This is a genomic window from Cognatishimia sp. F0-27 (genome assembly GCF_020667845.1).
Taxonomy (GTDB): Bacteria; Pseudomonadota; Alphaproteobacteria; order Rhodobacterales; family Rhodobacteraceae; genus JAFMPQ01.
The window spans coordinates 60,250-72,670 of the sequence record NZ_JAFMPQ010000010.1; the positions used below are offsets into that span (position 1 = coordinate 60,250).

The 12,421-nt window shown below is 62.3% G+C and carries 14 protein-coding genes; 7 read left to right on the forward strand and 7 right to left on the reverse strand.

The genetic code is table 11. From position 1 onward, the window contains the following. Nucleotides 1-99 precede the first annotated feature (99 nt). From crtA to J1C49_RS07460, 5 genes are read left to right on the forward strand one after another with little or no spacing between them, the layout of a single operon-like run. Nucleotides 100-822, forward strand: a complete 723-nt coding sequence (crtA, locus tag J1C49_RS07440) for a spheroidene monooxygenase (protein ID WP_227445181.1) — start codon at nucleotides 100-102, stop codon at nucleotides 820-822. After that, on the forward strand, nucleotides 819-1,823 hold the full coding sequence (gene bchI, locus J1C49_RS07445; protein ID WP_227445182.1) for a magnesium chelatase ATPase subunit I: 1,005 nt from the start codon (nucleotides 819-821) through the stop codon (nucleotides 1,821-1,823). Before crtA ends, bchI begins: the two co-directional genes overlap by 4 nt. Continuing rightward, nucleotides 1,820-3,517: a magnesium chelatase subunit D gene (locus J1C49_RS07450; protein ID WP_227445183.1), complete on the forward strand. Its 1,698-nt coding sequence runs from the start codon at nucleotides 1,820-1,822 to the stop codon at nucleotides 3,515-3,517. Before bchI ends, J1C49_RS07450 begins: the two co-directional genes overlap by 4 nt. Then, nucleotides 3,518-4,372, forward strand: a complete 855-nt coding sequence (gene bchO, locus J1C49_RS07455) for an alpha/beta fold hydrolase BchO (RefSeq protein ID WP_227445184.1) — start codon at nucleotides 3,518-3,520, stop codon at nucleotides 4,370-4,372. A 36-nt stretch (nucleotides 4,373-4,408) separates the two neighbouring features. Beyond that, a complete protein-coding gene (locus J1C49_RS07460; RefSeq protein ID WP_227445185.1) occupies nucleotides 4,409-5,620 on the forward strand; it encodes an MFS transporter in 1,212 nt (403 codons plus the stop codon). Nucleotides 5,621-5,945: 325 nt separating this feature from the next. Here the strand turns inward: J1C49_RS07460 and J1C49_RS07465 are convergent, their stop codons facing one another. From J1C49_RS07465 to J1C49_RS07475, 3 genes are read right to left on the reverse strand one after another with little or no spacing between them, the layout of a single operon-like run. Then, nucleotides 5,946-6,530, reverse strand: a complete 585-nt coding sequence (locus J1C49_RS07465; protein ID WP_227445186.1) for a Smr/MutS family protein — start codon at nucleotides 6,528-6,530, stop codon at nucleotides 5,946-5,948. Next, nucleotides 6,530-7,528 (reverse strand): murein transglycosylase A, encoded by a 999-nt coding sequence (locus J1C49_RS07470; RefSeq protein ID WP_227445187.1) that lies wholly within the window; start codon nucleotides 7,526-7,528, stop codon nucleotides 6,530-6,532. The genes J1C49_RS07465 and J1C49_RS07470 overlap by 1 nt, the downstream gene beginning before the upstream one ends. A gap of 59 nt (nucleotides 7,529-7,587) precedes the next feature. Continuing rightward, nucleotides 7,588-8,247 (reverse strand): Tim44/TimA family putative adaptor protein, encoded by a 660-nt coding sequence (locus tag J1C49_RS07475; RefSeq protein WP_227445188.1) that lies wholly within the window; start codon nucleotides 8,245-8,247, stop codon nucleotides 7,588-7,590. Nucleotides 8,248-8,379: 132 nt separating this feature from the next. On the opposite strand from J1C49_RS07475, the gene J1C49_RS07480 reads away from it, so the two are divergent. Together J1C49_RS07480 and secB are read left to right on the forward strand one after the other, a co-directional pair. Further along, complete coding sequence (locus tag J1C49_RS07480; protein WP_227445189.1) at nucleotides 8,380-8,922, forward strand: FxsA family protein; 543 nt, start codon at nucleotides 8,380-8,382, stop codon at nucleotides 8,920-8,922. 137 nt (nucleotides 8,923-9,059) lie between these two features. Then, nucleotides 9,060-9,584 (forward strand): protein-export chaperone SecB, encoded by a 525-nt coding sequence (gene secB, locus J1C49_RS07485; protein ID WP_227445190.1) that lies wholly within the window; start codon nucleotides 9,060-9,062, stop codon nucleotides 9,582-9,584. A 22-nt stretch (nucleotides 9,585-9,606) separates the two neighbouring features. Here secB and dnaQ read toward each other — a convergent pair whose 3' ends face one another. The 4 genes from dnaQ to J1C49_RS07505 are packed head-to-tail and all read right to left on the reverse strand — an operon-like array spanning nucleotide 9,607 to nucleotide 12,291. Further along, a complete protein-coding gene (gene dnaQ / locus J1C49_RS07490) occupies nucleotides 9,607-10,293 on the reverse strand; it encodes a DNA polymerase III subunit epsilon (RefSeq protein WP_227445191.1) in 687 nt (228 codons plus the stop codon). Further along, nucleotides 10,290-10,919 carry a dephospho-CoA kinase gene (gene coaE, locus J1C49_RS07495; RefSeq protein ID WP_370639381.1) on the reverse strand — a complete coding sequence of 210 codons (630 nt, stop codon included), beginning with the start codon at nucleotides 10,917-10,919 and terminating at the stop codon, nucleotides 10,290-10,292. The genes dnaQ and coaE overlap by 4 nt, the downstream gene beginning before the upstream one ends. Then, complete coding sequence (locus tag J1C49_RS07500) at nucleotides 10,862-11,695, reverse strand: shikimate dehydrogenase (protein WP_227445193.1); 834 nt, start codon at nucleotides 11,693-11,695, stop codon at nucleotides 10,862-10,864. Before J1C49_RS07500 ends, coaE begins: the two co-directional genes overlap by 58 nt. Continuing rightward, nucleotides 11,692-12,291 (reverse strand): nucleoside triphosphate pyrophosphatase, encoded by a 600-nt coding sequence (locus tag J1C49_RS07505; protein ID WP_227445194.1) that lies wholly within the window; start codon nucleotides 12,289-12,291, stop codon nucleotides 11,692-11,694. The genes J1C49_RS07500 and J1C49_RS07505 overlap by 4 nt, the downstream gene beginning before the upstream one ends. Between the last annotated feature and the right edge of the window lie 130 nt (nucleotides 12,292-12,421).

Genomic DNA, 12,421 nt, shown 5'->3' on the forward strand with positions numbered 1-12,421 from the left:
TCTGACAATGGAACGTTATGACACGCCTGCATAGCGGAAATTGAGTTGATTTCTGATTTTCATGTGTCAAACTAAGTTTACACGTTTGGGAAAGCGCACATGCAATCCGTTAGTTTGAGCTTGTTCCGCTTCGGCGGTCTTGCAGCCCGTTCATGGGCTTTTGCCATGATGGGCGCGGCTCGATTCTCCTTGCCCCGTGTCGATGGCATACAATTCTGGAAGCTCTGTGGCTCCGGTACGGGCGAGGGATTCACGCCGATTCCCAACACGGCGGTCTATGCCATCCTCGCCACCTGGCCCGACCTCAAGACCGCGCAGGATCGAATCGCCAACGCATCGGTCTTTCAGCGATATCGCCGGATGGCGGAGGAAAGCTGGACGCTTCACCTCACGCCAATCACCGCCCGGGGCCGCTGGTCGCAGCAGGCACCTTTCGAGGCGCAGGACGATTCGGGCGCCGGCCCCATTGCGGCGCTGACACGCGCGACCGTGAAACCGGCCGTTGCCGCGAAATTCTGGCGCCGCGTGCCCGATATCAGCACCGTGATCGGCGCAGATCCCAACGTGTTGTTCAAGATTGGTATCGGCGAGGTGCCGTTGCTGCACCAGATCACCTTTTCCGTCTGGCCGGACACGTCCAGCATGGCGCATTTTGCGCGCAAGGACGGGCCGCATGCACGCGCCATCAGCGCGGTGCGCTCCGAAAACTGGTTTCGGGAAGAGCTCTATGCCCGCTTCCGCGTCGCCGCAGAAAGCGGCCAGTGGGACGGACAAAGCCCACGCCTCCCCCTTACACACCCCCCTATGGAGGTTGCCCCATGAAGACCCCGTTCCCTTTCTCTGCCATCGTTGGTCAGGACGCCATGAAGCTTGCCATGGTTCTGACCGCGGTGGATCCCGGTATCGGCGGGGTTCTCGTCTTTGGCGACCGTGGCACCGGAAAATCCACTGCCGTGCGCGCGCTGGCCAACCTCCTACCGCCTATCGACAGGTTGGCGGGCAGCCCGACCAATGCCGACAGCCTCGACACGCATCCTTCCTGGGCCGAACCTGTATCCGGCAGATCGGAAACCGTGCCAACCCCGGTGATCGACCTGCCCCTTGGCGCCACGGAAGACCGCGTTGTCGGTGCGCTGGATATCGAACGGGCGTTGACCCGCGGCGAGAAAGCCTTTGAACCCGGCCTTCTGGCGCGCGCCAACCGGGGCTATCTCTATATCGACGAGGTGAACCTGCTCGAAGACCACATCGTCGACCTTCTGCTCGACGTGGCACAATCCGGCGAGAACGTCATCGAACGCGAGGGCCTGTCGATTCGCCACGATGCGCGCTTTGTCCTTGTTGGTTCGGGAAACCCGGAGGAAGGCGAGTTGCGCCCTCAGCTTCTCGACCGGTTCGGGCTGTCTGTCGAGGTGGCGTCGCCCACGGATATCGAAGAGCGGATCGAGGTCATCCGCCGCCGGGCCGCCTTTGAAAGCGATCCGGACAGCTTTTTGAACAAGTGGCAGGCCGAAGACAGCATCGTCCGCGACAGAATTCTCGAAGCGCGCAAGTCATTGCGCCGAATCGGTGCAACCGATGATGTGTTGCGCGATTGCGCGCGGCTTTGCATGACCTTGGGATCCGACGGCCTGCGCGGAGAGCTCACGCTCTTGCGGACAGCCAAGGCATTGGCAGCCTATGGCGGATCAAAAACGGTCACACGGGAACACCTCAGACAGATCGCGCCCATGGCACTGTCGCACCGGCTGCGGCGGGATCCGCTGGACGAGGCGGGATCGACCACACGGGTCAAACGCACCGTCGAAGACGTGTTCGCATGATCGAAGACGCCGTCGAGCCCTGGGTCGCGGGACAACTCGCGCTCTGCCTTCTTGCGGTGGATCCCGTCGGGCTCAAGGGCGTGCACCTGCGGGCGCGGGCCTGTCCGGTCCGGGACGGGTTCCTGAAAGGCCGGCCATCCGCCCTTGCCGATACGCGCAGGTTCACGCCTGCGATCTCCGATGTGCAGCTCTTTGGCGGGATCGACATTTCCGCAACGCTGGCGGCAGGCCGCGTCGTCACGTCGGAGGGGTTGCTGGCGCAGAGCAAGATGCTGATGCTTGCCATGGCAGAGCGCTGTGACGCCTCTTTGGCCGCGCGTTTGGCCCAAGTGCTTGATCGGGACGACGGGCACAGCCTCATTTTGCTCGATGAAGGGGCGGAACCGGATGAACGCGCTCCAGATGCGCTGACGGAGCGGCTGGCCTTTTCCTTCAATCTCGACGGGCTGCGGGCAGAGAACCTCGCCGGACTGGCACTTGACGAGGACGACATCATTGCCGCGCGCGGTCGGCTGGCGACGATGCGTGTCCCGGAAGAGGCATATGTGAGCCTCACCCATGCTGCCGTTCAATTCGGCATCCCCTCAATGCGCCCGCCGACAATGGCGCTGCGCGCCGCCATGGCGCATGCCGCCTTGATGGGGCGCGATACTGTCGGCGATGACGACCTGCGCCTCGGAGCGCAGCTGGTCTATGCCCATCGCGCGACGCAAATGCCCCCCGATGACGACGCCGATGACATGGAGCCGCCCGCAGATCAGCCCCCGGAAGACGAGGGGATGGCGCAGGACGAGACCGACCAGATCGAACAATCCATGCCCGACGAGATGATGATCGAGGCGATCGCGGCAATCCTGCCGCCGGACCTTCTGGCTGTTCTGGCTGACAAACGCAGCGGGCGCAGCACCGGTGGTGCCGGCGGTGCAGGACGCAAGCACAAGGGGAACCGCCGGGGTCGCCCCCTGCCCGCCCGACCGGGACACCCCGGTTCCGGCTCGCGCATCGACGTGGTTGCAACGCTCCGGGCCGCCGCCCCTTGGCAACCCGTCCGGCGCCGTGCGCGACCCGATGCCAAAAGCCGCGTGATCATCCATCCGTCCGATATCCACCTCAAACGCTACGAGGAGCGCTCCGACCGGTTGATCATCTTCGCGGTAGACGCCTCCGGCTCCGCCGCGGTGGCGCGATTGGCGGAAGCAAAAGGTGCGGTGGAGCTGATGTTGGCGGATGCCTACGCCCAGCGCGATCATGTGGCGCTCGTGGCTTTCCGGGGCGAAGGCGCCGATCTGGCGCTGCCGCCGACCCGCTCCCTCGTTCAGGTCAAGCGCCGCCTCTCGGGTCTGCCCGGTGGCGGAGGCACGCCGCTTGCGGCCGGGCTGCGCGCTGCTGCGGATCTGGCCCGCCACGCGATGGGCCAGGGCCTGTCGCCCTCGCTGGCGCTTTTGACGGATGGCCGGGCCAATGTGGCCTTGCCGGGCAGTGTTCCTGGACGCGCGAGCGCGCAACACGATGCCGAGGCCATGGCCCGTTTCGTTCGTCAGATCAACATGCCCATAGCGGTGGTCGACACGGCCAATCGCCCGCAAGCCGCGTTGCGCGGGCTCACCGCAATCCTCGGTGGATCCTATCTGCCACTGCCGCGCGCGGATGCGGCACGGATGAGCAAGGCGATCGGGGCTGCGCTGGAGAGCTGAATGGAACAGGCCAAGCTCAATACATGGCCGCTATGCGAGCATTCCCGCTTTGTGCGCTCCCGCCCGCATGAATGGCATATCCAGACGATGGGCGCCGGCGAAACCATGCTGCTTTTGCACGGCACCGGTGCATCGACGCATAGTTGGCGCGACATCATGCCGATACTGGCAACGCATTACCGTGTCGTCGCCGTTGACCTCCCCGGCCATGGGTTCACGCGGCTCGGCAGCAAGATGCGCTCCTCACTCGAACATGTGAGCACCGACCTTGCCGCGTTGCTGCAGCAGGAGTCGATAACGCCATCGGTCATTGTGGGACATTCGGCGGGCGCCGCCATCGCGCTGCGTCTCGGGATGCGCACTTTCCCGGATGCCACGCTGATCGGCATCAATCCCGCGCTTGAACCTTTCCAAGGGCTGGCCGGCGTCATGTTCCCCGTGGTGGCCCGTATGGTTGCCGTCACGCCGGGTGCGGTGAGCGTGATCGCGCGAAGCCTTGAGAACCCGGGCCGGGTCATCAGCCTGTTGCGCGGCACCGGGTCAGATGTTCCCGCCGCGAACATGAACCTTTATGCGCGGCTGTTCCGCGATCGCAACCATGTAGAGGGCACATTGATGATGCTGTCACAATGGTCGCTGGATGGCCTGTTGGACGACCTTCCGAGGATCCGGAACACGACAGTCTTCATTACCGGAAGCCGCGACCGCATGGTGCCACCCATCGGTGCGGTGGAAGCCGCGCACCGGATGCCGAATGCCGTTGTGCAAAGCGTGGACGGATGCGGGCACCTGGTTCACGAGGAAGCGCCCGAGGCGGTTGCGCGCCGGATAATTGCGGCGCTGAAAGCCAATTGATCTTGCGGCCCTGAGCGGAACGGAAGATGACGGGGCATGCGCCTTGCGACCTTCCTTTCCGAGAATGCCCGGTGGCTCGCGGCCGGCGCGCTGCTCACCTTCCTGTCGAGCTTTGGCCAGACATTTTTCATCTCGATTTTCGCCGGGCAGATCATGGAGACGCACGGGCTCAGCCACGGGCAATGGGGTGGCCTCTACACGCTCGGGACGGGCGCTTCCGCCGTTGTCATGCTCTGGGCGGGCTCCCTGACCGACCGCTATCGCGCCCGGGCGATTGGCGCGGCGATCCTGTCATTGCTTGCGGCAACCTGCCTGTGGATGGCGCTCAACCCATTTGCGGCGATGGTGCCCTTCATCATCTTTGCCTTGCGGTTTTCCGGGCAGGGCATGGCAAGCCACATTGCGGTCGTCTCGATGTCACGATGGTTCACCGCAACGCGCGGGCGGGCGCTTTCGGTGGCTGGTCTGGGCTTTGCGCTGGGCGAGGCGGTGCTGCCTGTGGCCTTTGTGTCGCTGATGGTGGTGATGGATTGGCGCTGGCTATGGGTGCTCGCGGCGCTGATCGTGCTGCTGGCGATCCCGGTGCTGTGGCGGCTTCTCCGAGAGGAGCGAACGCCGCAAAGCATGGCGCATGAAAACCAGTCCGCAGGCATGGGTGATGTGCACTGGACACGCGCGAAAGTGCTTCGGCATCCGCTGTTCTGGTTCATGGTCCCTGCGCTTCTTGGCCCCTCGGCCTTCAACACGGCCTTTTTCTTCAATCAGGTGCATTTCGCGGAGATCAAGGCGCTCTCGCATCTTCAACTCGTGGCGCTGTTCCCGATGTACACCGCGCTGGCGGTTGCCGCGATGGTCATGACCGGGTGGGCGCTCGACAGGCTCGGAACGCCCCGGTTGATCCCATGGTATCAACTGCCCATGGTGGCGGGCTTTCTGATCTTCAGTCTTGGGGACAGCCCGGCAACCATCTTGATCGGTCTTTTGTTTCTTGCCCTGACGACGGGCGCGAACTCCGTGTTGCCCAACGCGTTCTGGGCGGAATTCTATGGCACGCGTCACATCGGATCGATCAAGGCCATGGCCGCTGCGGTCATGGTTCTCGGCTCTGCCATCGGACCGGGCATTACGGGCGTGCTGATCGATGTCGATATCGGTCTGGAAACGCAATATCTCTGGGTAGCCGGGTATTTTGTGTTTGCCACCGGCATGATGGCCATTGGTGTCGGACGGGCAAAACACGGCCTCTAGCTTGCGACAGGGCTTGATCCAATGAGGCTCTCGTGGTTCTCGCGGAATAGACGCGAGCAGCCCGATGCGGCATGCCGATCGCGGCCAGGGACCAACCGAAACCGCGCCAAAACCGCAGGGCAGTGCGATACATCTCGCCGCGATTCGCTTGCGTTACGAAAACCCTTTGGAACCGGCCAGCAGCTCCGAGCTGGAACGACGTCGGCACCTGTCATGCGGTCTTTGGAAAAGCACCTTTCAATCCGGAGCGAAGCCTTGTCAGGACAAAACCGGCGGCGAATGCAACGCAACCCGAGGCCTTAGAGCAAAGCCGCGGCCCGTCGTATCACCGGCGCCGGCGCAAATACACATAGAAGGCCCCTTCTCCTCCGTGGCGACGGTGGGCCTGCGCGATCTGCAGAACCGCGCCGCCAATCGGGGTCATGCGCAGCCATTGCGGCACCTGCGTCCGCAAAACGCCCCGTCGCCGCGGCATCGGATCGTAGGGGTCTTCCCGCTGACCCTTGCCGGTGATCACGAGAACAAGCCGGAGGTTTCGGGCCTGACTGGTCAGGATGAAGTTGATGAGTGTGGGATGCGCCTGATCCAGCGTCATGCCGTGCAGATCGATACGGGCTTCCGGTGTGGCCTTGCCCCGCTTGAGACGCGTGAAGGCCTTGGCGTCCATTTGGACCGGTTCGGCCCTGAGCCGGTCGCCCGTGGTTGGTGGTGGCGCGGGTGCGGTGGTGCCACGACCCGGGGCCTTCTGCCCAAGGTGAAAGGCAGGAATAGTCTGAGGCTGTGGCTCGGGTTTCTTCGGCGACGGTTTCGGCAGAGGATCCGCCCGCCGCGCCTTGTGCAGCGGATCCGCGCTCCGCGCGACCTTGTTCCAAAGGTCAAGCTCTTCAGGGCGAACGCGCCGGCGCGACATTACAACGTCGCGTCAGGCAAAAGCGCATAGGCACGCTGAATCGGCATCAGCACCACAAGACGGCCCGGATCCTTGATCCGGCCTGCAATCCGGCCGGCTTCGTCGCCCGTCCCGATGAAAATATCCGCACGCTGGGCACCCTTGATGGCCGACCCGGTATCCTGTGCGATCATCAACCGGCTCAGTGGGTTTTCGCCCTGTTTCTCGATCCACACCGGTGCGCCGAGCGGTGTGTAAGCCGGATCAATGGCGATGGAGCGCATGGTTGTGATGGACCGGTTCATCGCGCCCAGCGGTCCGCGATCCGCGGGAACCTCGCTCACCTCCCGAAAGAACACGTAGCTGTCATTGGTCAGGAGGAGCTCCTCACCTTCGATCGGATTGCGGCGCACCCAGTTCTGGATCACCTGGGCCGACACTTGATGCGGCTCGTAGACACCCCGCCGCACAAGCTCCTGACCGATGGAGCTGTAGGGATGACCGTTCGAGCCGCCATAGCCAACACGAATATACGACCCGTCGGGATACCTGATCCGCCCGGAGCCCTGGATCTGCAGAAAGAACAACTCCACAGGGTCATCGACCCACGCAATCTCCAGCCCGAGCCCGTCCATGACACCGGATGTCAGGATACCGCGCCGTGTCATCCAGGGTCGCGTCTGGCGGGCCTCGCGTGGCATTTCATAGACCGGGTAGCGATAGCGCGTGGTCGGCACGGGAGACCCGTTCAATTCCGGTTCGAAATAGCCGGTAAACAGACCGTCCTTGCCATCGGTGATCATGACCGGGCGGAAAAAGAGCTCGAAGAAAGCGCGCGCGTCGGTGACGTCTCCGGCCACGGCACAAAGCGTCTGCCAATGCGGGTCCCGCATATCGCCACAGGTGTTGCGAAACACCGTAAGGGCTGCGGCGTGGTCATCGTCCTGCCACCCGCTCAGGTCGGAAAAATCGAGGATCGCGTAAGAGGGATCGCTCTCTGCGCTCGCAGAAATGGTCATGGCCGCGCATCCCAGCGCGGCCCATATCGTAATACAGAATGCAGCAAAGCCGCCCCGCGTCATTCGTCCGTGGCAACAAGCTGCCAGTTGGGATCGTCCACGCCCATCATGCGTGCATAGGTCCAGACATCCTTCTGTCGCTTGACCGATTTGGGATCGCCCTCGACGATCTCGCCAGAAGTATCCTTGACCACGGACGTCAGCTCACCAACGTAGCGCACGGTGATTTCGGCCTTGCCGCTCTGCTCATCAAAGCTCGCATCGGCGAGGGTCAACTCCCGCAGCCCGATAAACTCGGCTTCGATGGTCAGGCCCTGCTCCTCGCGGGCCGCCACCACCTCTGCAAAGGTCTCATAAACATCATCCGCAAGAAACGGCTTGAGGTTCTCGATCTCTCCGCGTTCGAAACCCATGAGGATCATCTCGTAAGCGCCACGCGCCCCGCCGAGGAAATCCGACACGCCGAAAGACGGCTCGACCCGTTTCATTGCGGCAAGGGCCCGCGCGGCGTCGCTGTGTTCGGGCACATGGTCAATGATGTCATGATCGGGACCGCCCTCGATCACCTCGAAATCCCGGCGGTCGTTTGCCCGTGACGATCCCGCTGGCGCGGGCGGATTCTCATACCCATCCCGCGTGCCCAGGACACTGCGCAGCCGCAGGATCAAAAATACGGCGATGCCGGCCAGGACCAGTAACTGCAAGATAGGGGACTCCATCGATACCTCGTTGCGGGTGGAATTGTGGAAACACGTCTGCTGCATCCTTATGTAGGTGCTGGGATGGGGTGAGTCCACCTGTCCTGCCCGAACACACGCGGTCAGTGCCGCGGTTTTGAGAAAGGAAGTCCCATGTGGCTGTTTATCGCCTTCCTGATGGTGCCGTTGATCGAGATTGCCTTGTTCATCCAGATCGGCGGTCTGATCGGTCTCTGGCCGACATTGGCCATCGTCGTTGCAACGGCGATCCTCGGCACCTGGCTGGTGCGGGCACAGGGACGCTTGGCCATGAATGACTTGCGGCGGTCTTTCTCGACGCTGGATGATCCGAGCGAGCCGCTTGCGCATGGGGCCATGATCCTCATTTCCGGCGCCTTGTTGCTGACACCCGGATTTTTTACCGATGCCGTGGGCTTCGCGTTGCTTGCGCCGCCGGTCCGTCGCGCTGTGTTCCGCTATGTCGCGGCCCGGGTGCAGGTTTCCCGGTTCGAGATGGGTGCCGCCGCCGGGCCCGACCCAAGCCGGGTCGATCCGCGCAGCGGTCACGGCCGCCCGCAATCTCCGCCACCGCAACGGCCACGCAGCGGTGACACGGTGATCGATGGTGAATATACGGAAGTTCCGCCCACCAAACCGTCCAGTCAGAAAGGACCATCCGGCTGGACCAAATCCTGACGGACTGGGGCGGCCACCAGGGTGACCGTTTATGTGGCCCGGCTTCTTTCGCCAATCTTACATCAATGGCCATTGAGGCTGGTCCGGTCCGCTGCTAAGCCTGTCGCCGACCAATTTTTTTGACCGGAGTAGCAAAAATGGCCGAGACTGAAAACGGCGCAGGGGCAGACCAGGCGGCTCAGCCCGCCCAGGCAGCGCAGCCCAAGATGAATGTCCTGGCGCAATTTGTACGCGACATGAGCTTTGAGAATATCCTCGCGCAAAAAGGCGTGCAGGGTGAGGTGCAGCCGGACGTGCAGGTGCAGGTCAACCTCGACGCCAAGAAACGCAGCACCGAAAACCAGTATGAAGTGGTTCTGAAGCTGAAGATCGATTCAAAATCGAAATCGGCGGGTGAGCAGCTTTTCCTTCTCGAGATGGATTACGCCGGCGTTTTCAACATCGAAAACGTGCCAGACGAGCAGCTGCATCCCTATCTCCTGATCGAATGCCCGCGGATGTTGTTCCCGTTTGTCCGCCGCATCGTATCGGATGTGACGCGGGATGGTGGCTTCCCGCCGCTGAACCTCGAACAGATTGATTTCCTTGGTCTCTATCGCCAGGAATTGCAGCGTCGTGCGGCCGCGCAGGCGCAGCAGTCGGCACCTCCCGCGCAGGCCTGAGCTGACACGTTGGCGCTTCGGCTCACGTCTTGAGCCAGAGCGCGTCAGACCCGAGTTTCTCGACAAAGGCGGCGTGAGCCGCCTTTTCGCTTTCCGTGATCCGAGAGGGCAGGGGGACGGGGCGCGGGCGCGGGCGCCAGACCTCGGCCGGTTCACCGTTCTGCGCAGCACCCGGCGAGGCCAGACCGAAATCCGGTTGCTTGCCACCGATCAGCTCAAGATACACTTCCGCAAGGATCTCGCTGTCAAGCAAGGCGCCGTGCAAGGTGCGCGCTGAATTGTCGATGGAAAACCGACGACACAACGCATCAAGGGAGGCTGGTGAACCGGGGAAACGGCGCCGCGCGATTTCGAGCGTGTCAATAGCGGCATCGTTCGGCAGGAGCGGGCGCGAGGCCCAGCGCAGCTCCGCATTGAGGAATTTCATATCGAATGCGGCGTTATGGATCACCAGTTTGGCGCCGTCGACAAATTTCAGGAAATCATCGGCGATTGCCGCAAAAAGTGGTTTGTCGCGCAGAAAATCGTCGCCAAGCCCATGCACTTCGAAGGCTTCCTGCGGCATGGAGCGTTCCGGGTTGATATACTGGTGGTAGGTGCGTCCGGTGGGCACGTGATTCATCAGCTCAACCCCGCCGATTTCGACGATGCGGTCCCCGGCTTCCGGTTCGAACCCCGTGGTTTCCGTATCGAGAACGATCTCTCTCATGTCAGCTCCTCGATGATCTTGGACACCATATCTTGTGCAGATCCCAAAGTCGATGTGTCTATAATGTAGTCAGCGCGCTTCCGTTTTTCAGCATCCGGTGTTTGGCGCGACAGAATAGTCTCAAAATCCGCGTCGGTCATTGTGCCGCGATCCAGCACGCGCTGTCGTTGGGTTGCCGCATCGACAGAGACAACCGCGATCTTGTCGCAAAGCGCATCCGCACCGGTCTCGAACAAAAGCGGAATGTCGAGCACGACCAAACCGGACGCCTTTTCCAGAAATCCGGCCCGGTCCCGAGCCACCAGCGGGTGCACGATGCCATTGATCTTGTCCAGAACGGCTGGATCTTTGGCGATCAGCGCGCGCAACGCATCGCGGCTTACATGACCATCGTCGCCAACCACGCCCGGAAAGACCGCTTCAAGCGCGGCCGGGGCAGGGCCATCCGGCGCATAGAGCTTGTGAACCGTGGCATCCGCATCCCAGACCGGGATACCGGCCTGCGCGAACATCGTCGCAGTGGTGCTCTTGCCCATGCCAATAGAGCCTGTCAGACCCAGAATAACCCTCACAGAAGGACCGCATCGCGGGTTGCGGCGTCGATCTCCGGTCGGTGACCAAACCACCGCTCGAATCCCGGAACGGCTTGATGCAGCAACATCCCCAACCCGTCCACGGTGACACAGCCAGCCTCTTTCGCCACTCGCAGAAGGCGCGTTTCCAGAGGCGCATAGACCAGATCGGTCACAACCGTGCCCGGCATCAACCCGTCCAACGGCACCCGCAGCTCCTGTTTGCCGGTCATGCCAAGCGACGTCGTGTTGACGACGGTTGCGGCATCTTCGAACAGGTTGCCCGCCTGAACCCAATCATAGACGCGGATGCGATTTCCGAAATCATCCTTGAGTTTTTCTGCGCGCAGCCGGGTCCGGTTCGACAGGCGGATTTCCGGAACGCCCACGTCCAGCAAGGACACGATGACGGCGCGCGCCGCGCCACCCGCGCCCAGCACCGCAGCGGGACCCGATTTCGGATCCCAGTCCGGCGCGCCCTGGCGCAGGTTCTCGATAAACCCGTAACCGTCGGTATTGTCCGCGTGGATCAACCCATCCTTTCGGAAAATCAGGGTGTTGGCGGCACCAATCAGCGTTGCACGATCCGAAATCAGATCGGCAATTTCCATCATCTGCTCTTTATAGGGGATCGTCACGTTCACTCCGACGAAACCGATCTTTGGCAGAAGACGCAACGTTTCCGCCAGCTTGTCATGCGGCACATCCATGGGAATGTAATGCCCGGGCAGCCCGTAGCGGCGCAGCCAATGCCCATGAAGCCTTGGCGACTTGGAATGCGCAATCGGTGAGCCGATGACACCGGCGAGCGGAATTTTCGAGAGTGTCATGCCGGGATCCTTCCGGTGATCGCCAGGTGATTGAGGAGTTCGAGAAGCGGCAGACCGAGGATCGTGAAGTGATCCCCGTGTATACGCGCAAACAGCCGCACACCTTCTTCTTCGAGCTTGTAGCCGCCAACGCTGTCTCCGATCCCGGGCCAGCAGCGCTCGAGATAGGCGTCGAGATAGGTCTCGGAGAGATCCCGCATGGTGAGACGGGCCACGCCCACATGGCGCCACACGGGTTCCGCACCCTCGTAAAGGACAGCGGCGCTCAGCAATTGGTGGGTCTTGCCGCGCAGTTGGAGGATCTGCGCGCGCGCTTCATCGCGCGTGGCGGGTTTGGAGAAAACGGTGTTCTCGAAGGCCAGCACCTGATCGCAACCCAACACAAGCGCTTGCGGATGCCGCGCGCTGATCTTGCGTGCCTTTGCTTCCGCCAGCGTATCCGCAATGTCACGCGGGCTTGCGGCGTCACCGAGCATCGATTCGCGGATGGCGTCTTCGTCGACCCGCGCTGGTATCGTATCGATCTGCAATCCTGCGGATCGGAGAAGGCTGGCACGGATTTGCGATCCGGAAGCGAGGATGAGGTCAGTTTTCATGCGGATAGATCTGGGGACAACCCTGTGTCTCGAACCATGTATTGTTCTGAGGAAAAAGCCTCTCGGATGCAAGCTGGGGAGAAGCACGGCGGTTGTGCGCAAGATCGACCCGGGTTGTACGGGCTCTGAG